General features: G+C 31.6%; 22 protein-coding genes, 1 pseudogene, 1 riboswitch and 1 other annotated feature. Of the genes and pseudogenes, 17 read left to right on the top strand and 6 right to left on the bottom strand.

All coding sequences use genetic code 11. The features are described 5' to 3' along the window. Positions 1-3: 3 nt before the first annotated feature. The 10 genes and pseudogenes from cbiE to DP68_RS12155 all read left to right on the top strand — a co-directional run. A pseudogene (gene cbiE / locus DP68_RS19635) lies at positions 4-600 on the top strand (precorrin-6y C5,15-methyltransferase (decarboxylating) subunit CbiE); the annotation flags it as partial. Then, positions 586-1,188, top strand: coding sequence for a precorrin-6Y C5,15-methyltransferase (decarboxylating) subunit CbiT (gene cbiT, locus DP68_RS12115; protein ID WP_052085791.1), 603 nt, complete (start codon positions 586-588; stop codon positions 1,186-1,188). The pseudogene cbiE and the gene cbiT, both read left to right, overlap by 15 nt. Next, the gene (locus tag DP68_RS12120) at positions 1,188-1,856 is read left to right on the top strand and encodes a cobalt-factor II C(20)-methyltransferase (RefSeq protein WP_035309855.1); all 669 of its coding nucleotides are present in this window, start codon (positions 1,188-1,190) and stop codon (positions 1,854-1,856) included. The genes cbiT and DP68_RS12120 overlap by 1 nt, the downstream gene beginning before the upstream one ends. A 36-nt stretch (positions 1,857-1,892) precedes the next feature. Beyond that, positions 1,893-2,663 carry a precorrin-4 C(11)-methyltransferase gene (gene cobM, locus DP68_RS12125; RefSeq protein WP_052085778.1) on the top strand — a complete coding sequence of 257 codons (771 nt, stop codon included), beginning with the start codon at positions 1,893-1,895 and terminating at the stop codon, positions 2,661-2,663. A gap of 40 nt (positions 2,664-2,703) precedes the next feature. After that, positions 2,704-3,696, top strand: coding sequence for a cobalt-precorrin 5A hydrolase (gene cbiG, locus DP68_RS12130; protein ID WP_035309858.1), 993 nt, complete (start codon positions 2,704-2,706; stop codon positions 3,694-3,696). A 2-nt stretch (positions 3,697-3,698) separates the two neighbouring features. Continuing rightward, a complete protein-coding gene (gene cobJ, locus DP68_RS12135; RefSeq protein WP_035309859.1) occupies positions 3,699-4,418 on the top strand; it encodes a precorrin-3B C(17)-methyltransferase in 720 nt (239 codons plus the stop codon). A 71-nt stretch (positions 4,419-4,489) separates the two neighbouring features. Next, positions 4,490-5,254, top strand: a complete 765-nt coding sequence (locus tag DP68_RS12140) for a cobalt-precorrin-6A reductase (protein ID WP_035309861.1) — start codon at positions 4,490-4,492, stop codon at positions 5,252-5,254. A gap of 52 nt (positions 5,255-5,306) precedes the next feature. Further along, on the top strand, positions 5,307-5,813 hold the full coding sequence (locus tag DP68_RS12145) for an ECF transporter S component (protein ID WP_035309863.1): 507 nt from the start codon (positions 5,307-5,309) through the stop codon (positions 5,811-5,813). Beyond that, positions 5,800-6,543 (top strand): AIR synthase related protein, encoded by a 744-nt coding sequence (locus DP68_RS12150; RefSeq protein ID WP_035309865.1) that lies wholly within the window; start codon positions 5,800-5,802, stop codon positions 6,541-6,543. Before DP68_RS12145 ends, DP68_RS12150 begins: the two co-directional genes overlap by 14 nt. A gap of 24 nt (positions 6,544-6,567) precedes the next feature. Continuing rightward, complete coding sequence (locus DP68_RS12155) at positions 6,568-7,347, top strand: sirohydrochlorin cobaltochelatase (protein WP_035309867.1); 780 nt, start codon at positions 6,568-6,570, stop codon at positions 7,345-7,347. A 139-nt stretch (positions 7,348-7,486) separates the two neighbouring features. Here DP68_RS12155 and DP68_RS12160 read toward each other — a convergent pair whose 3' ends face one another. From DP68_RS12160 to DP68_RS12170, 3 genes are all read right to left on the bottom strand, one after another. Further along, positions 7,487-8,893 carry an MATE family efflux transporter gene (locus DP68_RS12160; RefSeq protein WP_035309869.1) on the bottom strand — a complete coding sequence of 469 codons (1,407 nt, stop codon included), beginning with the start codon at positions 8,891-8,893 and terminating at the stop codon, positions 7,487-7,489. Next, a complete protein-coding gene (locus DP68_RS12165) occupies positions 8,877-9,350 on the bottom strand; it encodes a MarR family transcriptional regulator (protein ID WP_035309871.1) in 474 nt (157 codons plus the stop codon). The genes DP68_RS12160 and DP68_RS12165 overlap by 17 nt, the downstream gene beginning before the upstream one ends. Before the next feature lie 175 nt (positions 9,351-9,525). Next, complete coding sequence (locus DP68_RS12170; RefSeq protein WP_052085779.1) at positions 9,526-10,704, bottom strand: AI-2E family transporter; 1,179 nt, start codon at positions 10,702-10,704, stop codon at positions 9,526-9,528. 251 nt (positions 10,705-10,955) lie between these two features. On the opposite strand from DP68_RS12170, the gene cobO reads away from it, so the two are divergent. The 6 genes from cobO to DP68_RS12200 all read left to right on the top strand — a co-directional run bounded on the left by cobO (position 10,956) and on the right by DP68_RS12200 (position 19,498). Then, on the top strand, positions 10,956-11,522 hold the full coding sequence (cobO, locus tag DP68_RS12175) for a cob(I)yrinic acid a,c-diamide adenosyltransferase (protein WP_278281153.1): 567 nt from the start codon (positions 10,956-10,958) through the stop codon (positions 11,520-11,522). Positions 11,523-11,739: 217 nt separating this feature from the next. Further along, a complete protein-coding gene (locus tag DP68_RS12180) occupies positions 11,740-12,018 on the top strand; it encodes a hypothetical protein (RefSeq protein ID WP_035309874.1) in 279 nt (92 codons plus the stop codon). Positions 12,019-12,147: 129 nt separating this feature from the next. After that, on the top strand, positions 12,148-13,872 hold the full coding sequence (locus tag DP68_RS12185; RefSeq protein ID WP_035309875.1) for a phospho-sugar mutase: 1,725 nt from the start codon (positions 12,148-12,150) through the stop codon (positions 13,870-13,872). Positions 13,873-14,073: 201 nt separating this feature from the next. Further along, positions 14,074-15,420, top strand: a complete 1,347-nt coding sequence (gdhA, locus tag DP68_RS12190; protein WP_035309876.1) for an NADP-specific glutamate dehydrogenase — start codon at positions 14,074-14,076, stop codon at positions 15,418-15,420. 76 nt (positions 15,421-15,496) lie between these two features. Continuing rightward, positions 15,497-15,751 (top strand) — a binding site (T-box leader). Between the two features lie 134 nt (positions 15,752-15,885). Then, on the top strand, positions 15,886-16,908 hold the full coding sequence (asnA, locus tag DP68_RS12195) for an aspartate--ammonia ligase (protein WP_035309878.1): 1,023 nt from the start codon (positions 15,886-15,888) through the stop codon (positions 16,906-16,908). 865 nt (positions 16,909-17,773) lie between these two features. Continuing rightward, positions 17,774-19,498 (top strand): NAD(P)/FAD-dependent oxidoreductase, encoded by a 1,725-nt coding sequence (locus DP68_RS12200; RefSeq protein ID WP_035309880.1) that lies wholly within the window; start codon positions 17,774-17,776, stop codon positions 19,496-19,498. A gap of 38 nt (positions 19,499-19,536) precedes the next feature. Here the strand turns inward: DP68_RS12200 and DP68_RS12205 are convergent, their stop codons facing one another. The 3 genes from DP68_RS12205 to DP68_RS12215 are packed head-to-tail and all read right to left on the bottom strand — an operon-like array spanning position 19,537 to position 22,395. Further along, positions 19,537-20,358, bottom strand: coding sequence for an ABC transporter ATP-binding protein (locus tag DP68_RS12205; RefSeq protein ID WP_052085780.1), 822 nt, complete (start codon positions 20,356-20,358; stop codon positions 19,537-19,539). Next, positions 20,358-21,410: an iron chelate uptake ABC transporter family permease subunit gene (locus DP68_RS12210; protein ID WP_035309882.1), complete on the bottom strand. Its 1,053-nt coding sequence runs from the start codon at positions 21,408-21,410 to the stop codon at positions 20,358-20,360. Before DP68_RS12210 ends, DP68_RS12205 begins: the two co-directional genes overlap by 1 nt. 28 nt (positions 21,411-21,438) lie before the next feature. Continuing rightward, positions 21,439-22,395: an ABC transporter substrate-binding protein gene (locus DP68_RS12215; protein WP_035309884.1), complete on the bottom strand. Its 957-nt coding sequence runs from the start codon at positions 22,393-22,395 to the stop codon at positions 21,439-21,441. Between the two features lie 102 nt (positions 22,396-22,497). Continuing rightward, positions 22,498-22,669: riboswitch (cobalamin riboswitch) on the bottom strand. 313 nt (positions 22,670-22,982) lie between these two features. On the opposite strand from DP68_RS12215, the gene DP68_RS12220 reads away from it, so the two are divergent. Next, positions 22,983-23,810, top strand: a complete 828-nt coding sequence (locus DP68_RS12220; protein ID WP_035309885.1) for a kinase — start codon at positions 22,983-22,985, stop codon at positions 23,808-23,810. The last annotated feature ends 278 nt before the right edge of the window (positions 23,811-24,088 follow it).

Consider the following 24,088-nt stretch of genomic DNA (forward strand, 5'->3'; position numbering starts at 1 on the left):
TGTGTGGTTTACATAGTAGGTATAGGACCAGGAAGCAAAGAATACATACTTCCTCAGGCTATAAAAGTCTTAGAAAGCTCAGATGAAATAATAGGCTTTGGAAGAGCAATAAATTCTCTAGATTTTATAGATAGTAAAAAGGTTAAGGTAAATAAAATAAGCGATGTTATTGAGTATTTAGAGGTAAATAAACATAAAAATATTGCAGTGGCAGCTTCAGGAGATCCATTATTTTATGGAATAACTAATTACCTAAAATCTAATTATGATGGGGAAATAAACATAGTGCCAGGAATTACTTCCTTTCAGTATTTAGCCGCTAAACTTAATAAGCCTTGGCAAAATGCTTTTTTAGGAAGCCTTCATGGTAGAGAGCAAAGCTTTTTAAAGGGAGTTTTAGAAAATAACTTAAGTATTTGGCTTACAGATAGCAAAAACTCTCCACAAGCTTTAGCAAAGATACTTTTAGAAAATGGATTAAACCCATATATCTATGTAGGAGAAAACTTATCCTATGAAGATGAAAGAATAGAATGTGGAACAGCAGAAGATATTAGAAGTAAAGAATTTAAGGGACTTTCTATAATGATTGTAGAAAGAGAAGAAGTGGATATAAAAGATAAAGAGCTTCATTTTATAAAGGATGATGAACTCATAAGAGGAAATTGTCCAATGACTAAGGAAGAAATAAGAATACTTAGCATAGCAAAACTCAATTTGAGAGAAGATTCCTATGTTCTAGATGTAGGAGCAGGTACAGGATCTATAAGTGTTCAAGCTGCAAAGTTTTGTCCAGTTGGAAAAGTTGTTGCTATAGAAAAAGATGAAGATGCAATAGATACTATAAAGAAAAATGTAACTAAATTTAAGCTGAATAACTTAGAACTTATCGAAGGAGAAGCAATGGAAGTAATAAACAGTATAAATTACTCATTCGATAGTATATTTATAGGCGGCAGCGGTGGAAATATTGAAGACATCATAAAAGAATATGGCAAAAAACTACTGCCTGGTGGAAAGATGATTTTAAACTTTATAACCATAAATAATTTATATAAAGCAATGGATGCATTAAAGAAATTAGGATATAAAGTTAGCTGTACTCAAGTTTCTATAAGTAAAACTAAAGGCGAAAGTTATATGTTATTTGGAAATAATCCAATATTTATAATAGAAGGAGAAAAATAATGGCTAAGTTATATGGAGTTGGCGTAGGCCCAGGAAGCGAAGAATTAATTACACTTAAAGCGTTAAAGGTTATAGAAAATGCAAAAGTTATAGTAGCACCATCCCCTAAAGAAAATGGACAAAGTGCTGCTTTAAATATAGTAAAAAACTTTGTAAAAGAAGATACAGAGGTAATAGTAAAGCAATTCCCTATGGGTGGAGAAGATCAAGAAGATAAGATTTATGAAGCCTTCAAAACTATAGAAGAAAGACTTCATGATGGACTAGATGTAGTATTTATAACTATAGGAGACCCGTTTGTATACAGCACTTATATATATCTTTTAAAGTATATAAATGAAAAGGGATACGAAACAGAAACAGTACCTGGAATAACATCCTTTTGTGCATCTGCAAGTCTTGCAGGTGAAGCTTTGGTTATAGGAGATGAGCCACTTCTTATATTACCATCTACAAGACTAGATACAGTAAAAGAAGAACATAAGTATTTAGTAATAATGAAGGTATATAATAATGAAGAAAGCGTAATTAACTTCTTAGAAGACAAAGGTTATGAATATGTATATGTAAAAAGAGCTTACAGAGAAGGACAGGAAGTAATAAAAGATAGAGAAGAGATACTTAAAAATAAAGATTATATGTCACTTATAATTGCACACAAGAACTAGTTAGCTATTAACTTAATAGAGCGGGGGTAAATAAAATTGGATAATAACATAAATGTTTATTTTATAGGAGCAGGTCCTGGAGATGTGGATCTTATAACTGTTAAAGGAAGAAAGATACTTGAAAAAGCTGATGTAGTAATATATGCAGGATCACTAGTTAGCAAAGAACACTTAGATTTTTGTAAAGAATCAGTAGAAATGCACAATTCAGCTTCCATGACACTAGAAGATGTTATAGATGTTATGAAAAAGGCTGCTGGCCAAAATAAAATGGTAGTAAGACTTCATACGGGAGATCCTTCCATGTACGGAGCTATAAAAGAGCAAATGGATGAGCTTAATAAATTTGATATTAAATATGAAGTTGTACCAGGAGTTAGCTCTTGTTTTGCAGCAGCTGCAGCTATAAAAAGAGAATTTACACTTCCAGGAGTTACTCAAACACTAATACTTACAAGAGTAGAGGGTAGAACACCAGTACCAGCAGGAGAAGATTTAGAAAAGTTAGCAGGAACTGGAGCTTCCATGGCAATATTCCTATCCATAAGTATGATAGAAAAAGTAGTAGAAAAGTTAAGACGCGGATATGGAAAAAATGTTCCTATAGCTATAGTTGAAAGAGCTACTTGGGAGGATGAGAGAGTTATACTAGGAACCTTAGATGATATAGCAGAAAAGGTTAAAGAAGCTAATATAACAAAATGTGCACAAATACTTGTAGGTGATTTTATAGATACTGAGTATGATAAGAGTCTTTTATATGATAAAACTTTTACTCATATGTTTAGAGAAGGTGTATCTAAGTAACCTAGGGCCGTCTTAATAATTTGAGAGGTGCTGATTTACTATGAATATAGCAGTGATTTCCATAACTAAAAATGGGGATAACTTAGCAAAAAAAATAAGAGAAAAGTTTAATATAGATTTATTCTCTAAAAATCTTTCTAAAGACTTTAATTTTAAAGAAGTAGTAAGAAATTCTTTTGAAAACTATGAGGCAGTGGTATTTATAACTTCAACTGGCATAGCAGTAAGATCTATAGCTCCTTACATAACTACTAAGGATAAAGATCCTGCAGTGATTGTTATAGACAATTTAGGTAAGTTTGCAATAAGCCTTTTGAGCGGACACTTAGGAGGAGCTAACAAACTTACGGAAGATATAGCCTTAGCACTTAAAGCGGAGCCTATAATAACTACTGCTACAGATAATTTAGGGATTACAGCTCCAGATATGATAGCTAAGGAAAGTAATCTTATTATAGATAGCTTAAAAGATGCTAAGGATATAGCAGCTCTTTTAGTTGATGGAAAGGAAGTTGGATTTCTTGATGAAGAGAAACTAATTTCCTGCCCATCAGGTTATGTTTCCAAACTAAGTGAGTGCAGTGGAGTAGTTTATGTAACAAATAAAAATGCATTGGAATGCATAGAGGAAAAGAAAATTCCTAAGAGGTTAAAGCTTATAAGAAGAAATATAATACTCGGCATCGGATGCAGGAAAGATTATCATATAGGCTCTATGAAAGAAAAAGTTTTAGAAGTTTTAAAGGAGAAAAACATAGATGCAAGAGCAATAAAATGTATTGCTACAGTAGAGGTTAAAAAGGATGAAATAGCTATAATAGAACTTTCAAAATACTTAAATTGTGATATGAAAATATTCACTATAGAAGAAATAAAAAAGGTACAACACAAATATGAAGGAAGTGCCTTTGTAGAAAAAACATTAGGAATTACATCCGTATGTGAGCCATCAATTGAGCTTGCAGGAGGAACTGTTGAAATTTCAAAGATGAAACTTGATGGAATGACACTAGCAATAGGAAAGGAAGTGTAGTTTTGGGAAAACTATATGTAATAGGAATTGGTCCAGGAGGCTTAGAACACATGACATTAAAAGCTAAGCAGGCCATTGAAGAAAGTAATATGATTGTAGGATATACAAAATACATAGAATTTATAAAGCCATTATTAGAGGGAAAAGAATTAGTATCAACTGGTATGAAGGGTGAAGTGGAAAGATGCAAAAAGGCTTTAGAGCTTGCAGCAGATAACACAGTAGCAATTATAAGTACTGGAGATGCAGGAATATATGGAATGGCAGGACTTATATTAGAACTTAAAGAAAATGAAGACGTAGAAATAATACCAGGGGTTACAGCTTCTTCTTCAGCAGCTTCTGTAGTAGGATCTCCACTTATGCATGATAACTGTAATATAAGCTTAAGTGATCTTATGACACCTTATGAACTTATAAAGAAGAGAGTAAAACTAGCAGCAGAAGCAGATTTTATAATATCACTTTATAATCCGAGAAGTAATGGAAGACCTCATTACTTAAGAGAAGCTATTGATATAATAAGTGAGTTTAGAAACGGTACTACTCCTATAGCAGTAGTTAAAAATGCATTAAGAGATGGACAGGAAATACACTTATTTACACTAGAAAACTTCAATGAAGAAGTAGTAGATATGTTTTCTATAGTAATTATAGGAAATAGTCAGAGCTATATAAAAGATGGAAAATTTATAACTCCAAGAGGATACAAAGTTGGTTAATAGTCAATAATTAATAGTTGTAGAAATTCCGTTTAGGCGGGATTTCTTCGATTAAATAAGGTGGTGTTATTATGATTTGTGTTATAGCTGGAACCACTGAAGGTAGGGAAATGATTAAGGAATTAAATAAATACACCGATGATATTTTGGTGTCTACAGCAACATCTTATGGTGGAGAGCTTTTAAAGGAATATAGATATAAGTTATTAAATGATAAACCTCTTAATAGTCAGGATATGCAGAAGATGTTTGAGGAAAATAAAGTTAATGTTGTCATTGATACATCACATCCATATGCAGTAGAAGTTAGTGAAAATTTGATGAATGTATGTAGATTAACTTCTATAAAATACATAAGATTGGAAAGAAAAGGTGTAGCTTATAAATTTATAAATGAGGATAAGGTTATAATAGTAGAAAGTTATGAGGAACTTTATTCTCATTTGAAAAATATTACAGGCAATATATTAAACACTACAGGAAGCAGAAATTTAAATAAAATTTTAGGATTAGAATTACCTAATAGGATAATACATAGAGTACTTCCTTCCTTAAAAGTACTTGAAGAATGTTTAGAATTAGGAGTTAGTGTAGAAAATATAATTGCTATAAAGGGACCTATAAGCTATGATTTAAATAGAGCTTTTATAAAAGAATATGATGCAAAGGCAATACTGCTTAAAGATAGCGGGCCTGAAGGTGGAACGGAAGAAAAAATAAGAGCAGCAGTAGATGAAGATATATATACTTTTATTATTGGAAGAAAAACTTTAAAGTATGATAATATATTTTATGATGTTAAGGATGTAGTGAAGAAATTGGAAGGTATAGCTTAAATAAAGGGACTTATTATATTAGAATTTGAGCTATAATAGCGGAGGTATTATAATGAAAACAAAAAAATTAGTATTAACAGCACTATTTGTAGCGCTTTGTTTTATAGGAGCCAATATTAAGGTCATGGGATCAATAGCCTTTGATTCAATGCCAGCATTTTTAGCTGCAATTATGCTAGGTCCAGTATATGGAGCAATAGCAGGAGCATTAGGTCACTTTTTAACCGCATTAACTAGTGGATTTCCACTTACACTGCCAGTACATTTAATAACTATGGCAGCGATGGCCTTAACCATGGCGGCATTTGCTGTAGTGTATAAAACTTTTTCAAATAAGAATAAGTTTTTTGCAATTATATTTTCTATAATAATTGCAGTTATTATAAATGGACCTTTAGCACTTTTAGCCTTGACACCACTCTTAGTGCCTATGATGGGCAAGGCTGGGATTATGGGTCTTGTACCTATACTATCTGGAGTAGCGGCGATAAATGCACTTATAGCAATACTTGTGTATAATTTTTTCCCAAGGAGTTTGAAGGAATATGAAAATAACTAAGGTAAGGGATCTAACTTTAATAACTTTAGATGAAAATAAAACTATGGTGGTAGCTTGTGATAGCTGTGGGAGTATAGGAATGAAAGAGGGAGATACCTTAAAGGTACCTTCCTTTTATGTAGGAAAGTTAATTGCGAGAGGTCCAATATTGGAAGTAATGTGTGCTGGAGCAGAGGTTATTACTATTACAGATGCAGTATGTAATGAGATGGAACCTACAGGAAGTGAAATAATAAAGGGAATAAAGGAAGAGTTAAAATTAGCAGGTATAGCTGATATAGTTTTGACAGGAAGTACAGAAGAGAATTTTAAATCTATATCTACAGGCCTTGGAATTACCGTTATAGGAATAGTTGAAAATAAAAATTTAAGGGTCAATGCTATAAGAGAAAATTGTAAAATTATTTCCCTGGGAATTCCTAAGGTAGGAGCAGAAATAGGGTTAGATGAAGATTTAGATATAGCAAACTATAATGATTTAAGAAAGCTTTTAAGCTTAGATGGAGTGTATGAAATAGTACCAGTAGGTTCTAAAGGTATACTTTACGAAGTATTGCAGCTTGCAGAAAATAATAATATGAAATTTGTGTTAAATGAAGAAGTAAAAGTAGATATACATAAAACTGCAGGACCTTCTAGTGTTATAATAGCTGCAGTAAAAGATGAAGTATTAAATGAAATACAAAATGATAAAAAAATAAGTATAATAGGTAAATTAAATAAAGTTTAGATTTGTTTAATATAGGAGGATAAAATGAAAAAGGGAATATTAGTAGTAAGTTTTGGAACAAGTTATATGGAGACTTTAAAGCTTAATATAGAAGCTTGTGAAAGTAAAATAAAAGAATCCTTTGAAGGCTATGAAATAAGAAGAGCATTTACATCAGGAATGATTATGAGAAAGCTTAAACAAAGAGATAATATACATATTGATACTGTAGAAGAAGCACTAACTAAAATGGTTAATGACGGATTTGAAGAAATCGTTGTGCAGCCTCTTCATATAATGCCAGGAGAAGAATACGATGATATAAAAAGAGATGTGCATAAATTTAGTCGTATAAATAAATTTGAAAACATAGTTTTAGGAAGACCAGTGCTTTATAGTGAGGAAGATTATAGAATTGCAGTAGAAGCATTAAAAGAGCAGCTTCCTGAATATGATGATAAAAAGGCAGTTGTTTTCATGGGACATGGATCTACACATTATGCTAATGCTTGCTATTCCATGCTTCAATACATACTTGATGATATGGGAGTTAAAAATGTATATATTGCAACAGTAGAGGGATTCCCAGAACTTAGACATGTAATGCCAAAGCTGAAGGAAAAGAAAATAGAAGAAGTAACTTTAATGCCATATATGCTTGTGGCAGGAGACCATGCGCAAAATGACATGGCAGGGGATGAAGAAGATTCATGGAAGGTTATATTAGAAAATGAAGGCTTCAAGGTTGACATATACCTTCATGGCTTAGGAGAAAATTCTGCTTACAGAGATATTTATGTGCAGCATGTAAGAGATTGTATTTAGTGCCACCCACGTGACAAGTGGCAAGTGAGAAGTAAATAATGATTAATTAGTATTTATAAAAGGGGATATTTCAAAAGAAATTTTCAATTTCTTTGAGATATCCCCTTTTAATAGAGTTTTTATGAATTTATAATGGTTTTTAGGTAAGTTCTTGTACAAGGGAAGCTTTATCAGATTCTTGGGGGGGGAAAGAACTTTCTTTTTTCTTAGAATTCAGCCGTTTTAATTCCACCCAAAGCCATATTCCAGTTATAACTGAAGACAGTAAATCAGATAGTGGAGCAGCGTATAGTACTCCATTTAGCCCAAAAGTTTTAGGTAAAATCATTACAGCTGGTATAAGAATAATCAATTGTCTCATTAAAGTAAGGAATGTAGATGCTTTTGCCTTACCAACTGCTTGGAAATAGCTAGCACCAACTACTTGAAATCCAACTACAGGTAAGCAAAGAAACCATATTTTAAGAGCATTAGTTCCAAAGAAAATTAATTCCTTATCGCTATTAAACATCTTAATTAAAGCTTCAGGGAAAATTCTTGTTATAAGCCAGCCTATTATTGTGATAGCAGTCGCAGCAGCAATAGCCCATTTTAAGGTTTCTTTTACTCTATGTGTTTTTTTAGCTCCAAAGTTATATCCGATGATTGGCTGAGCACCTTGATTTATACCAAAAATAGGCATGAGCATAAATGTTTGTATGCTATTGATTATTCCCATACCTGAAATTGCTATATCTCCACCGTATAAAATAAGACTTTTATTTAATATAACATTTAATATACCATTACAAAACTGCCTTAAAAAGGAGGGGATACCCGTTTGTACAATTCTTTTCATAACATGAAGTTCCGGCTTCATATTATCTAACTTTAACTTAATGGAACACTTTTTTCCCGTAAAATATGAAAGAATCCATATAGTTGTTAAAAGCTGCCCGCCTACAGTTGCTAGTGCTGCTCCAGTCATTCCCCACTTGAAGCCATATATAAAGATAGGGTCGAATATAATATTAAACCCAGCCCCGAAAAACATTGTTATCATTGCAATTTTAGGGTTTCCATCAGCACGTATAAAATTATTAAGTCCCATACTTAGACACTGAAGAATTGCTCCCCAAAGTACAATCATCATATATTGTTTAGCATAAGGCATTACCTCAAGGCTAGAACCAAGTAATTTTAATATAGGCTCTAAAAATATAACACTTATAATTGTATATATAATTGAAGAACCAATTATAAGTGTTACAGCATTACCTAAATATTTTTCGGACACTTCAGGTTGTCCTTCACCTAATTTAATTGAAAACATCGTTGAGCCACCTATACCAAAAAGTGATGCAAGTGCCATTATAATTAGTGTTATAGGAAAGCTTATAGTAATAGCTGCCAGTCCTAAGGAACCTAGGTCAGAAGCATTTCCAATATACATTCTATCAATAATATTATAAAGAGAATTTACAACCATACCCACCATGGCTGGAACAGAAAAGGATACAAGTAAACTAGTTATTTTCTCTTCTCCAAGCCTATTTGTTTTCTTCACAAATTTCACCCCCATTTGAAAATAATTCTGCATAGTTTGTACTTCCTGCTTTTTCGGACATGGACTTAAGAGAATCGAGTACAATATCGATAGTATTTTCATCCATACCATTAGTAATAAGCTTAGTCCATCCTCGTAGGGCTGAATAAATAGTTTCTTTATAAGACTTTCCCTTATCAGTTGTAAATACCTTATTAGCCCTTTTATCAGCTAAGTTTTTTTGGCGTATTAGTAAACCTTTTTCCTCAAGAGATTTTAACGCTCTTGCAGTAGCAGCTTTGTCAATCAAAAGTAATGATGATAATTCTTCCTGACTAATACCTTCATTATTATATAGCTCTACCATAAAAATATATTCCGAAGAGCTTATATTTAAATCTTTTAGAGCATAGTTTATATATACATGGGATTGTCTATATAGTATAGAGACCAATTTTCCAACACTTTTCTCTTTCATATCTTCCTCCACTAATTTTCTTATTAATTAAATTATAGATAAATATAGTTGACGGGTCAACTATATTTATAAGCTAAGATTTGATAATTAACTTTTGATGTAATACTTTGAAATGAGTGGGTTTAGGAAATTTAAAGATGAAGTTAAAACAAAAGGAAATTGCAAAGCAATTTCCTTAATTTTTTGGATTTTTATTGTCACTAATTTTCTTTATATCCCCTGATTTTTCATCCTTATTTTCTATGTATTTTTTTACAAGGTTCACATTTTCAGATTTAAATACAGCAACTTTCTGATCAAAGTATATCTTCATAGTAGCTATTGTAGGCGATGCTAAAAGCATTCCAATTATGCCCAAATATCCTCCACCTATAGTTAATCCAAGGATAATAAAAAAAGGTCTTACTCCAATGCTTTCTCCAATTAATTTTGGATCTAAATACCAAGCATCGAACTGTTGAAGAACAAATAGGAATAAAAACATTGTAATTGCCATCATAGGGGATACAAATAAGCCTATAAACAGTCCTATAATTTCTCCTACTAAAGGACCAAGATAAGGAACCATATTTGTTACTCCTACAATTAGAGATAATAATCCAGCGTAAGGAGCTTTCATTATTAATAGGCCGACTAAGGCAATAGTCCCAATAATTGCGGAATCTATAGCTTTAGTTCCTATATAAAGTCCTATCATTTTATTGTAAATTTTTATCCAGTTTATAAGATGAGTTCCATTTTCTTCCTTAAGCAGCATGTAAATCAAAATTTTAGTACCTCTTTTAAGTCTTTCTTTATCAAGAAGGACGTATATTGCAATCAAAAATCCCAAAACAACCTTTACTAAACTAGCAGTAGCTGAAAATATAGAGGAAACAGATCCTTCTAAAATTGTCATAAGTGTTGAGCCAAATTTTGATGATAATACAGATAAATAATCCAATAATCCTACATCTTTTATTAAATCATATAGATTTTCATTTTGTAATGCAGTATTAATCCATCTTTGTACTATTTGCATATATTTAGGCACTTCCGAAGTCATGGAAATTATACTATTTACAATATTGGGTAAAATATAAATAAATGCTAAAGTTATTAAGCTAAGCACAGTTATATAGGTTAACGTAATAGATAATCCTCTGTTGAATTCAAGTTTTTTTTCAAAAATGTTCATTAATGGATTTAAGCAATATGCAATTATTAAAGCATATACAAAAGGTAATATTATAGATAAAAATCTTGTGATAAATGTAAAAAAAACACCATAATTTTTTATAATAATATATCCTACTACTACTGTTAGCACAAAGATTAATATATCCTTAAATTTTATATTTTTATTAAAAAACAATTTAAATACTCTCCTTCTTTAGTAATTACTATAGTATATTATATCATATAACATTTTCCATAATAAATTTATTGATATTAAATTTATTAATATTAAATTTAATATGGGGTATTATGATATTATCATTATCAATAGTATAAACCCAATTTAAAAGTGTCGCATTTTCTTTACAATTGTGCTATTATGATAATAGTAAAACATGTTAAATTAGTTGAAATGTGCTGGTTTATTCTGAAATTAAAGGTTTTTTTATAAATCATGCAGAAAACGTTTCAAATGAAGGAAAGGGGAATATACATATGGAAACAAAAGGTTACGTTCAAGTGTACACAGGAAATGGTAAAGGAAAGACTACAGCAGCCCTTGGACTTTCATTAAGAGCTGTATGTGCAGGAAAAAAGGTATTTTTTGGTCAATTTACAAAGGGAATGAAATATAGCGAATTAGAAGCAGTCAACATACTTCCTAACTTTAAAATGGAGCAGTTTGGAAGAAATGCATTTATAATGGGCAATCCTACTAAAGCTGATATTGAGGAAGCTAAAAAGGGATTTAAGAGAGCAGAAGAAGTTTTAACTTCTGGAGAGTATGATGTAGTAGTTTTTGATGAAATAAATATAGCATTATTTTATGAATTATTTACAGTAGAAGAAGTTTTAGCTTTAATAGATAAGAAGCCTGAAAAAACTGAGCTTATACTTACTGGAAGATATGCAAAAGATGAGATAATAGAAAGAGCAGATTTAGTTACTGAAATGAAACAAATAAAGCACTATTATACTCAGGGAGTACCAGCACGTAAGGGTATTGAAAGTTAAATAAAATAATAAGCGATGCTTTTACTGTGTAATTGTAAGGCATCGCTTATTTAATATATAATACTTTTTTTATTTACATAAATATGATAAAATTAGCTGTATAAATTTATCATTTTGAGTATTTTAATAAGAGATATTTTTAGAGAAAATGGGAATAAATATTTTAGAATGTACTAAAGAATAAGCAAGTAAAGAACAATAAATAAGGAGAGATAGTATGAATAATAGAGAAAGATTAGAAATGCTAAATAGAAATCAAAAATTATTGAACGTATTGTTTACTCTTGTAACGCTTGCATCCATTTTTGCAAGAAATTATAGGGGAAATGCAACTATGGTTGCAGTTGTAGTAGGATTTATGGTTGCAGCATTTGGGACTTATGTATATATAACATTTAAGACAGGGTTATTAAAAAGAACAAGATTTAATATCGCTGCATTTTTAATATTAGTATTTTTAGTGGGAAATACTATATATGAATTATTCATACACTAAAGTTTATAGGAAACATTTCAATGAATTTGAGATATAATAAAATGGTATGGCTAAAAGCCATGCCATTTTACTTTTGGGGAAAGTTTGGTAAAATGTAAATATATTATTTTTTTGAAAGGAGTTTGGGATATGGAATATATGAAGAATTATGAAAACTGGCTAACTGATGAACATATTGATGAAGAAACTAAACAAGAACTTAGAGGAATAAAAGAAAACTTAGAAGAAATAAAGGATAGATTTTATACAGATTTGGAATTTGGTACTGCAGGGCTTAGGGGGAAGATTGCAGCAGGTACAAATAGGATGAATATACATATAATAAGCAGGGCAACTCAAGGGCTAGCAAATTTTATAATAGAACAAGGCAGTCAAGCAATGAAAAGAGGAGTTGCTATCGCATATGATAGCAGACATTTTTCTGATAAATTTGCTAAAACTGCAGCTCTAGTACTAGCTGGAAATGGCATAAAGGCTTATCTTTTTGAGGGATTGAGGCCAACTCCAGAGTTATCATTTACGGTTAGAAGATTAAATGCAATATCAGGCATAGTTGTAACAGCAAGCCATAATCCAAGAGAATATAATGGATATAAGGTTTACTGGGAAGATGGGGCTCAAATTATTTCTGAAGTTGCAGATCCTATAACAAAGCATATAAGTAATATAAAAAGTTTTGGTGAAATAAAAAAGATTACAGAAGAAGAAGCTCTACAAAAGGGTTTGTTGAAGATATTAGGGAAACAAATAGATGATGAATACATTGCCAATGTCAAAGCTTTGAGCCTTAGAGATGAAATAGATAAGGATATAAAAATAGTATATACTCCACTAAATGGAACTGGGAATATACCAGTTAGAAGAGTGTTAAAGGAAAGAGGATTTTCAAATATAATTGTGGTTCCCGAACAGGAAAACCCAGATCCAGACTTTACAACTGTAGGGTATCCAAATCCTGAGGATGTAAAAGCATTTAAGTATTCAGAGAAGCTAGGAAAAGAAATAGGAGCAGAGCTTTTAATAGCTACAGATCCAGATTGTGATAGACTTGCAATAATGGTGAAGGATAAAAATAATGAGTATATGGCTTTTAATGGAAATCAAACAGGAGCTATTTTAATAAGTTATATATTATCAAGTATGAAGGAAAAAAATAAGATGCCAAAGGATGGCTGTATAATTAAGTCAGTAGTTACAGGAGATTTAGGGAAAGCTATAGCAAATAAATATAACGTAAGAACTTTTGAAACTTTAACAGGATTTAAAAATATCTGTGGTAAGGAAAGAGAGTTAGAAGAAGAAGGAATATATAAATTTATATTTGGATATGAAGAAAGTATAGGGTATGTTACAGGAACTTTTGTAAGAGATAAGGATGGAGTAAGCTCCGCCATGCTTTTATGTGAAGCGGCAGCTTACTATAAAAGTATAGGAAAGTCTCTTATAGATGTATTAAATGAAATATATAAGGAATTTGGATACTATAGAGAAAAGCAGATATCTCTTGTATTAGAAGGAATAGAAGGTCAAGAACGTATAAGTAGAATGATGAAAGTTTATAGAAATGAATTTCCAAAGGTTATAGGAGAATCAAAACTTGCATCATATACTGATTTAGATGAAGGTAAGGATTATGATTTATTTACTGGAAAAGAAACTAAAAATATTATTGGGAAATCAAATGTACTCAAGTTTATGCTTGAAGATGGCTCATGGTATGCTGTAAGACCTTCAGGAACTGAACCTAAGATAAAAATATACATTTATACCAAATCAAATACTTTAGAAAAAGCAGAAGAAAAAATAAAGGTTATAGAAGAGATTGTAATGGGGAAACTTAACTCTGTGGAATAAAATGTGTTAATATTTCTATAGTAACAACTTAACACAGCAAAGTGAAGTTGAAACTTTTGAAATAAAAAGTTTCATAAATCAATCTATATTATATATACAAACCGTTGATAATTTGATAAAATAAAAAAGTAAAAAAATAAATATGCAATTTATGCAAAAAAAAATTTCAAAAAATGTTGTTGAATTGGGGGCATTTATAAAATGAACACGCAGAGTTATGTAAATGAAATCTTTGAAACAGTTAAAAAAAGAAATCCCGGCGAGTCAGAATTTCATCAAGCAGTAAAAGAAGTATTAGATTCGTTGGTACCAGTTTTAGAAAAACATCCTGAATATGTTGCAGAAGGCATAGTTGATAGAATTGTTGAGCCTGAAAGAATGATAATGTTTAGAGTTCCATGGGTAGATGACAATGGTAAGGTTCAAGTAAACAGGGGATTTAGAGTTCAGTTCAATAGTGCTATAGGACCATATAAAGGAGGACTTAGATTACATCCTTCAGTTAATGGAAGTATTATAAAATTTTTGGGATTTGAGCAGATATTTAAGAATTCCCTTACAGGTCTCCCAATAGGAGGAGGTAAAGGGGGCTCAGACTTCGATCCTAAAGGAAAATCAGATAGAGAAGTTATGAGATTTTGCCAAAGCTTTATGTCAGAACTTTATAGACATATAGGACAATTCACTGACGTACCTGCTGGGGATATAGGAGTTGGTGGAAGAGAAATAGGATACTTATTTGGACAGTATAAAAAGTTAAAAAACAGCTACGATGCTGGAGTTCTTACTGGAAAAGGACTTAACTATGGTGGAAGTTTAACAAGAACAGAAGCTACTGGTTATGGATTGATTTATTTTGTAGAAAGAATGCTAAATGAAAAAGGAAATTCTATAAAAGATAAAACTGTAGTTGTTTCAGGTTCTGGAAATGTGGCTATATATGCAATTCAAAAAGCTCAAGAACTAGGAGCTAAAGTTGTAGCTTGCAGCGATTCAGCTGGATATATTTATGATAAAAATGGTATAGATGTTGAGATCGTAAAACGCTTAAAGGAAGTAGAAAGAAAGAGAATAAAAGAGTACTTAAGTTACCATAAAGATGCAGAATATCATGAAGGATCTACTGGTGTATGGACAATAAAATGTGATGTAGCTCTTCCATGTGCAACTCAAAATGAGATAGATGGAAGTTCCGCAAAGACACTTATAGACAATGGTGTTATAGCAGTAGCTGAAGGAGCTAATATGCCTTCTACACTTGAAGCTACAGAACTTTTCTTAAAAAATAATGTGTTATTTGGACCAGCAAAGGCTGCTAATGCAGGCGGAGTTGCAGTTTCAGCATTAGAAATGTCTCAAAATAGTATTAGACTTTCTTGGACATTTGAAGAAGTAGATGAAAAGTTAAAGCAAATAATGATAAACATATATGAAAATGCAAGTGCTGCAGCTAAGGAGTATGGAAAAGAGGATAACCTAGTTGTAGGAGCAAACATAGCAGGATTTAAGAAGGTTGCAGATGCAATGGTAGCTCACGGGGTAATATAATAAATTTTTGAAAAATTATTAAAACCCCCTTGACATTATAAAAGAGAATATTTATAATTGACTCATTAATAAAAATTCACAGACTATGAAGAGAAGAGTAAGTATAAGATGTAGTTTAAGCGAGCTGGTGAAGGTGAAAGACCAGTACGAAGTTTATACCGAAGAACATCTCTGAGTTTCTAACCCAAATCTAGATTTTAGAAAGTAGGCTTAGACGGAGAACCGGACTGTTAAAACCGGAAAGTATTAATTATGATACTTTTATCAAAGTTGAGCTTATTGTAAAGCTAACTAGGGTGGTACCGCGGAATTATAACCTTTCGTCCCTTATTTTTTAGGGATGAAAGGTTTTTTGTTTTATACAAATACATATAAAACTGGCCAGTTTTATAAAGTAAAGAGCATAAATTTAAATATTAAGAAAAGTTTTATAAAATCTAAATAATTAAATTGGAGGAAATAACTATGAGTAAATATGAAGAAAGATTAATTATACCAGAAGGATATAAATCAAATTTAAATTTAAAAGAAACAGAAATAGCTATAAAGAAAATAAAGGATTTCTTTGAGCGATCATTATCAGAAAGACTTAATTTAATAAGAGTATCTGCACCGCTATTTGTAAGAAATGATAGGGGATTAAATGATAATCTAAGTGGAGTAGAAAGACCTGTAAGCTTTACAGTAAGAGATGATAATGAAGCAGGTGCTGAAATAGTTCACTCTTTAGCTAAGTGGAAAAGAATGGCTCTATATAGATATGGTTTTAAGGTTGGAGAAGGACTTTATACAGATATGAATGCTATTCGTAGAGATGAAGATTTAGATAACATTCACTCTATATATGTAGACCAATGGGATTGGGAAAAGGTTATAACTAAAGAACAGAGAAATGAAGGATTTTTAGTAGAAATTGTATCAGAAATATATAAGGCATTTACTGAAACAGAAAACTATGTTAATAGAGAGTATCCATTTATAGAAAAAATACTTCCAGAAAAAATAACCTTTATAACTTCTCAGGAGTTAGAAGATAAATTCCCAGGATTTACTCCAAAGGAAAGAGAAGATGCTATCGCAAAGGAACATGGTGCAGTGTTTATAATGAAAATAGGAAAAGTACTTGAATCTGGAGAAAAGCATGATGGAAGAGCTCCAGACTATGATGATTGGGAATTAAATGGAGATATATTATTATGGAATCCAGTGCTTGGTAGAGCGTTAGAGCTTTCTTCTATGGGTATAAGAGTGGATGAAGAATCACTTTTAAAGCAGCTTAAACTTGCAGGATGTGAAGAAAGAAAGAACTTAGAATTCCATCAAATGCTTTTGAATAAGAAACTTCCATACACCATAGGCGGAGGTCTTGGTCAATCAAGAATATGTATGTTCTTTTTAAGAAAGGCTCACATAGGAGAAGTTCAATCTTCCATATGGCCAGAAGAAATGATAACTAAATGTGCTGAATATGGAATTGATATACTATAGAAATATTACGACATTTTTAATGCTCTGGGTCGTATAGAATTTTCATCTAGGAAGGCGTTCATTTCGCCGAGAACGGCTAATATTTATAAGTTTAAAACCCCTAAGCCGCCTAAACTCGCTATCGCTCAAACAGTAGGCGGCTCTTAACGGTATTTTAAATTTATAAATAAAGCTGTTCTAAGGCTCATTCAATGCCTTCTACGATGAAAATTCTATGCTTCCAGAGCATTAAAAAGTTATTCATGTGAACTGCTGAAGGAGGAAATTCAGCTAACTGAATTTCTAAGATGTTTTAGGACGGCAGTCCTTAACGTTACAAGAACTTACACTAAATAAATGAAAAATTTACAAGTTAAAGATAAGGTAGTACAATAAAAGATTTCTGATAAAAATAGAATGCTTAATAAATTACGACCTATCGGTCTGCGAGCTTACCAGCTCTTTGGCAAGCGCCAATTTAAGGGAATTTCGTCAAAACGAAATTCCTTCCTTCAGTTAGTAAGCCTGAACGATATTTTTAATGGTGAACACAAGTATGGGATTTGCATTGTAGAAAGCATTGAGCAAGCAATTAAAAGCTCTTTATTTCTGATTTTAAGGCGCCGTATAGAGCCTTCTACTGCTTGAGCTGTAGGCGAGTTTAGAAGGCTTAGGCGCCTTAAAGGGAAGAAATATTAGAGCTTTTTTTGTGTAGCGAACGGTTGCATAATTTATAGAAATCTATGATTTCGTTATTATGCAAATTCCATACGACCCGTTCAACATTAAAAACGTCGTAATACCCTTTTAATTTAAAACAATTCTAACACCTTTTACAGCTTCTTTGAATATATTAGTTGTAGTAATAATTTTTTAAGGAAGAATTATGAGGAATAGTGATATTTCGGAAGTTCCATATCAAAGACCTAATCCTACCGATGAAGAAAGGCATATCCAACTTAAATACACCCTTAATGCTGGGGGAAGACCTGAAGATTATGAAAACATACTTGAACTTTTAAGTCCACCAAAGGATATAACAACTATAGCTCCTAAAAACAGTGGTAAAAATGTTAAGGTTGCAGTTATAGGTGCTGGAGAAGCTGGTCTTGCAGCTGCATTTGAATTAAAAAAAATAGGATGTGATATTACTATTTTTGAAGCCTCTAGCCGTATTGGAGGCAGAGTATATACTCATTACTTCGATTGTGAAGGGAAATATCCAGCTGAACTAGGTGCCATGAGAATTCCAGCTTCTCATGAAACTGTATGGCATTATATTAACTTGTTTAAGCTTAATACAGATGTATTTGTCACTAGGAATGTAAATGGATTATTTTATATTAGGAAGAGATGGGCTAGAAATGATGCTGAAGGCCTTAGTGTTATGGAAAATATATATCCTGCCTTTAATTTAACTCCTGAAGAAAGGAGAACTCCCTGGCAACAGCTTGTAGGAAGAATATTTAATAAATATGTATTGTCATTGCCGCCTGAAATTAGAAGAGAGATTATCGAAGTAAAACCAAAGTATTCGGAGGCCATAGAAGCAATGGATTGGCTGAACTATGAAATGGCATATGAAAGGTCAGGACTAAGTGAAGATGCTATTACTATGTTAAGTTATTTATCAACTTTTGATGTAGCATTCTTTAATGTTGGATTAATAGAAGTAATGCAAGAAGCTTATACCGCTGATTTTTCATTTACTTATAGAATCCCTCAAGGTAATGATAGGTTAACTTCAGCCTTTTGTGAAGCATTGATGAATAAGAGGAATGCTGCCTTTGCAGGAATTAGTTCAACTGAACTTGGAAATGTTAGCTTTCAAATGAATACTGCAATTGATGGCATATATAAAGATCCTGATAAGGAAGGAATAATTTTAGAATGTAGAAAAACTCAGGATAATAGCATAAAATATGAAGATTTTGATTATATAGTATGCGCTATACCATTTACAAGCCTTAGGAGAATGAATATCACTCCTTTATTTAGTGTAGATAAGATGCACGCAATTGCGTCTCTAAATTATGAATCTGGACAAAAGACATACTTTTTTCTTAAGGACAGATTTTGGGAAAAGGGAAACAAAAATCAAAGAATTATTGGTGGAAGTACGGGCAGTGATTTGCAAACAATAGCTACGTTTTACCCCTCAGATCACTCTATGCCTGTTCCAGGTAAGCTTAATACATGGGAATTAAAACCTGGGGCATCTCCCAATCAGCCTGGAGCTTTACAAGTATCCTATAATTGGGGAGAAGATGCAGAAAGAGTTGGGAATAAAAAGATAGACCTTCGTATTATGGATTTTATAAAACAAACTGAAATGATTCATTGTCTTCCTAGAGGATATATAGAAGAAAATATGATAGATTATGCCTCTATATACTGGCCTGATGTTCAATATATATGGTCTGGAAGCTGTCTTACAAAGCCTAAGGATAAAATTCTATTTTCTTATGTTGTTACTCAGCCTGAGATGAATAATAGGGTCTTCTTTGCAGGGGAACACATATCTCAAAAGCATGCATGGATTCAAGGAGCGCTTCAAACAGGAATGCTCGCGGCCAATGGAATTGCAGAGCAAATAAAGGCAAGAAAATAGCAAGAAAAAGCTCCCTGTCTTAGGGAGTTTTTTTCTTGCTAGCTGTTTGCTGCTTTATGTTGCTTAGCGATATTTTTACTTACAGGCAACACATGAGGTTTTCCTGTGATTGGATTTTTTATAAGGCACATATCCATATTATATACTTCATGTAAGTTCCTTTCTGTAAATACATCCTCAACAGTTCCATAAGCTTTGATAGTTCCATCCTTTAATAGTATTAAGGAATCGCTGTATTCTGCTGCTAAGTTAAGGTCGTGAAGTATGGCTATAACTGTGATATCTTTACTTAAAAACTTTACAGTATCAAGTATTTCAATTTGATGTTGGATATCAAGGTTTGATATGGGCTCATCTAAAAGAAGTATATCCGTATCTTGAGCTAATGCTCTAGCTATTATAACTCGCTGTCTTTCTCCTCCACTTAGCTCATTTATATTTTTATCTTTAAGATCCCAAGTGTTTGTCATTTTCATAGAATCTTCAACTATTTTAAAATCTCTTTCTTGTTCATTTTGAAATCTCTTAAGGTAAGGGGCACGTCCCATCATAACTATATCTAATGCTGTAAATTCAAAATCTATATTTGTATTTTGTGGAACAGAAGCTAAGTTTTGAGCTAAATCCTTACTTGAAAGTGAATTAATATCATTACCATCTATATATACTTTTTTATTATCTAACGGAATGGCTCTAGATATATTTTTTAAAAGCGTTGTCTTACCAGAACCATTAGGACCTAAAATAGTATAAAATTTTCCTTTAGTAAATTCTAAATTTATATTATGAAGTATATTCTTATCTCCGTATCCATAATTTAAATCTCTTACAATAAGAGAAAAACAATCTTCAGTAGGCATTAAATCACCTTCTTTTTATTTTTTATTAATAAATATATAAAGTAAGGAGCTCCAAATACAGAAGTTATGGCTCCCACAGGAATTTCAGCAGGTGGTACCAAAATCCTAGCTAAAGTATCAGCTATTATCATAAATATAGCACCACCTATAGTTGAAAAAGGAAGAAGGGTTCTATGATCCGGACCTACAAGTAGTCTTACCATATGAGGAATAATAAGACCTACAAAGCCTATTATTCCACTTACAGAAACACAAGCAGCTACAATTATAGATGATATTACAAGTAATGTTTTCTTAACTTTATCAACATCTACGCCAAGGCTTGAAGCTGTCTCATCACCTGTAAGCATTATATTCAAATCACGTGCATATATAATCATTAAAATACATCCAAGTATTATAAAAGGCAGTAATGACAATACCTGTTTCCAGTTGGCTGAAGCTATGCTTCCCATAGTCCAAAATACTATTTGTTCTACTTGCTCTCTATTAAATATCATTATGAGTGAAATTAAAGAAGATAATAAAAAGCTCACAGATACTCCAGCCAGTAGCAGTACATTTGTTGGAATCTTTGTACCAGTTTTAGCTATACTATACACTATTATAGTAGTAAGTATAGCACCGAAAAAGGCAAACACGGTTACAAGGTTCATTCCTAAAAATATAACTTGAAGACCCATAACTATTGCGACAGCGGCTCCTAATGCTGCTCCTGAGGAAATTCCAAGGACATAGGGATCTGCCATAGGATTCTTAAATATAGCTTGAAATGAAGCTCCTACCACAGATAGTCCAGCACCTATAAGTGCAGCCATAAATATTCTTGGAAGTCTTATATTTGTTATGATAAGAACCTGAGTGTTAGAAACATTACTTAAATCTATAAAGGCACCAATAAAAGGGATTTTAGATAAAAGTATTTTCATAGTTTGAATAAAAGTTATATTAGCGACACCTAAAGTGCTAGATAGTATTATTAGCACCAGTAAAATAGCTATAGTTACTAAAAGTAATGTTCTATAGTAAATCCTTTTTTTGTCAAAAGACATTAAAATCCCCCCATTAGGTAATTAAAGACTATTTAAACGCTTCAGGGTGAACAATTTTTGCCATAGCTTCAAGTCCATCAGCTAGTCTTGGTCCCTGTCTATCAAGCATGTTATTATCTATTTCAAATAAATTTCCTTTTTTAATAGCATCTAAATCTTTATAGCCTTTAGCTTCTTGAAGTCTTTTCTTGTAATCGAAATATACGGGACATATAAGCATATCTGGGTTTTTTTCTAATACTTTTTCTACACTATATTTCCAGTTAACAGCATCCTTAGCTATATTGTTACCACCAGCCATAGTTATCATTTTATCTATGAATGTATCTGATCCAGCAGTAAAATCTCCATATGGACCAAAATCTATAACGTAGTAAACTGATGGAGTTTCTTTTCCTGCAACCTTGACTTTAACATCTTCAACTTTTTTCTTCATATTACTTACCACTTCAAAAGCTTTATCATTAGCATTTAAAACTTCACCTAATTTTTCAATGGTGTTATAAGCACCTTCGAAATCTTCCTTTCCATAAAGAACCACTACTTTTACTCCTAAAGCTTCAAGCTTTTCAAGTGTTTCCTTTGGAAAATGAGTTGAGCCTATAACCAAATCAGGTTTCAAGTCTACAATTTTTTCTATATTAGGCTGCTGGAGAGTACCTATGGATTGCACAGACTTTACATCCTTAGGAAAGTCACAGAAATCCGTTCTTCCTATTAATTTATCCATTTTACCTAAATAGTATATTGTTTCAGTAATATTTGGACCTACAGATATTATCTTTTGTGGTTCTTTCTCTATAGTTACGTTTCTACCGGATGAATCTTTAATCGTTAAAGGATATTTAGTTTCTCCTTTTTTTTCTACATTAGCATTTTCTTTAGTACCCTTAGTGTTATTTTTATTGCTATTACATCCAACAAAGGAAAATGCTAAAATAAAGGTTAAAATTACTACGGACAATTTTTTGAACTTAGTGTACATTTAAAAGTTCCTCCTTAATGATATGTATAAATAAAAAACCATTATCTTATTAAGATAATGGAGTTCTTTTAAAGGACTACCATTAGCTTATCCACGTAAGCTAAATGAGCTGTGTTTACAGGCAGGTATCCTGGCTTAGATTCATTGCATATTAACGCCTTCCCCGATTGAGTGGCATAATGCTAATATACTCATCTTTACAGTGGCGGGACCGCAGAAGTATTTAACTTCTTTCCCATTTAATCCATTTGGAACCTATAAATTTTATGTATTAAATTATATCATAATATATGACTAAAAGTTATGTAAAACCTACAATTTTGACTTTGTTTTATGTAGTATTTCCATATAAATTTAATTTTATTATAACCCGAATTGAGTTTAACATTTATAATATTATATGTCAAGATAACAGAATTAAATTCATGAATATGTTTTCATAGAAAGTTTTTTGATAATTATTAATTTAAATTGAGATGTGTACTTGCATTTATTTTTTTACGTTGATAAAATTAACATTAATTAAAAACTCGCATTTTGAAGTTCTGGTAACTTAAAATTGATGACTAGTAAAAGGAGTATATATTATGGAAGCGACAACCATTTATCCAGGCAGTATTGGAGAAATAGTTCAAGGAAGATATAATGGGATAGATGTATTATGTTCATGTCCTATAAATCTTTTCACCGAAGTAAAAGTATGGGAAAGTGAATCTCCACATGTTAAAAATAGATATAGCAAATCCTCTAAGTTTTTAAATAATATACTTGTAGAATGGGGAGAGGAGCAATATATACATACTCTAGATATTCTTATTAAATCCTCTATAACAAGAGGAAAAGGATTTGCTAGCAGTACAGCAGATTTATGCGCACTTTATCACTCCCTAATTAAATTATTTAAAAAGCCTTTTAATCAGGAGGAGCTTATTAGAAATTGTATAGCCATAGAGCCTACAGATAGCATAATATTTAAAGAACTTTGTATATTTGACTATAAAAATGGAATGTATACTGAGGAGCTAGGAAAATATTTGGAGTTTGATATATTGGTATTTGAGGGAAATAAAACAATAAATACTATTGAGTTTAACAATAAAAAATTGCCTCCTCTTAGCAATATAGATGATTTAATTCCTATTTTAAAGGATGGAATTCAGTCTCGTGATATAAAAAAAATTGCTCATTGTTCTACTCAAAGCATTATAAGAAATGAAAAAAGACTGTCCTATGAGATACTTCCTACTATACTTAATATATGTGACGAATTAAATGGATATGGAATAATTGGAGCTCATAGTGGAGATGCTCTAGGAATAATATATGAAAAGGACGTAAATTTAAGTATTTTATCAAAATATAAGGATAAGCTTAAAAATTATAAAACATATTCACTTAAAACTATTAAATTATAAAGCTATTTAAATGCATATAAAATTACTGGGTGTAAAAGATTACATATGGAAGCAAGAAGAATGTAGAAAAAAGAAGAAAAGGGTAGTAAGTTTTATATAAGTAAAGGTAAACTTGTCTTAACAAAAGTTTTATATTTGCTTAATGAGTGCTTTTTCTATAAAATAATATAAATTTAGACGGTATAAACTTTATACAAGTATACAAAAGTTTCGCGGTAATAAATACCACAAAACAGGAATATGCCTTTCGTACCTTGTTTGGATGAGAGGTTTTTTTA

Origin of the sequence: Clostridium sp. HMP27 (assembly GCF_000765165.1) — a bacterium.
In the GTDB taxonomy this organism is placed as follows: Bacteria; Bacillota; Clostridia; order Clostridiales; family Clostridiaceae; genus Clostridium_AK.

Coding starts and splice junctions, on each gene's coding strand:
- DP68_RS12120 (WP_035309855.1), top strand. CDS start 1,188: ATGGCTAAGTTATATGGAGTTGGCGTAGGCCCAGGAAGCGAAGAATTA.
- DP68_RS12165 (WP_035309871.1), bottom strand. CDS start 9,350: ATGAAAGAGAAAAGTGTTGGAAAATTGGTCTCTATACTATATAGACAA.
- DP68_RS12215 (WP_035309884.1), bottom strand. CDS start 22,395: ATGTACACTAAGTTCAAAAAATTGTCCGTAGTAATTTTAACCTTTATT.
- DP68_RS12185 (WP_035309875.1), top strand. CDS start 12,148: ATGGAATATATGAAGAATTATGAAAACTGGCTAACTGATGAACATATT.
- DP68_RS12205 (WP_052085780.1), bottom strand. CDS start 20,358: ATGCCTACTGAAGATTGTTTTTCTCTTATTGTAAGAGATTTAAATTAT.
- DP68_RS12210 (WP_035309882.1), bottom strand. CDS start 21,410: ATGTCTTTTGACAAAAAAAGGATTTACTATAGAACATTACTTTTAGTA.
- gdhA (WP_035309876.1), top strand. CDS start 14,074: ATGAACACGCAGAGTTATGTAAATGAAATCTTTGAAACAGTTAAAAAA.
- DP68_RS12145 (WP_035309863.1), top strand. CDS start 5,307: ATGAAAACAAAAAAATTAGTATTAACAGCACTATTTGTAGCGCTTTGT.
- DP68_RS12155 (WP_035309867.1), top strand. CDS start 6,568: ATGAAAAAGGGAATATTAGTAGTAAGTTTTGGAACAAGTTATATGGAG.
- DP68_RS12150 (WP_035309865.1), top strand. CDS start 5,800: ATGAAAATAACTAAGGTAAGGGATCTAACTTTAATAACTTTAGATGAA.
- DP68_RS12180 (WP_035309874.1), top strand. CDS start 11,740: ATGAATAATAGAGAAAGATTAGAAATGCTAAATAGAAATCAAAAATTA.
- DP68_RS12200 (WP_035309880.1), top strand. CDS start 17,774: ATGAGGAATAGTGATATTTCGGAAGTTCCATATCAAAGACCTAATCCT.
- asnA (WP_035309878.1), top strand. CDS start 15,886: ATGAGTAAATATGAAGAAAGATTAATTATACCAGAAGGATATAAATCA.
- cbiG (WP_035309858.1), top strand. CDS start 2,704: ATGAATATAGCAGTGATTTCCATAACTAAAAATGGGGATAACTTAGCA.
- DP68_RS12140 (WP_035309861.1), top strand. CDS start 4,490: ATGATTTGTGTTATAGCTGGAACCACTGAAGGTAGGGAAATGATTAAG.
- cbiT (WP_052085791.1), top strand. CDS start 586: ATGATTGTAGAAAGAGAAGAAGTGGATATAAAAGATAAAGAGCTTCAT.
- DP68_RS12220 (WP_035309885.1), top strand. CDS start 22,983: ATGGAAGCGACAACCATTTATCCAGGCAGTATTGGAGAAATAGTTCAA.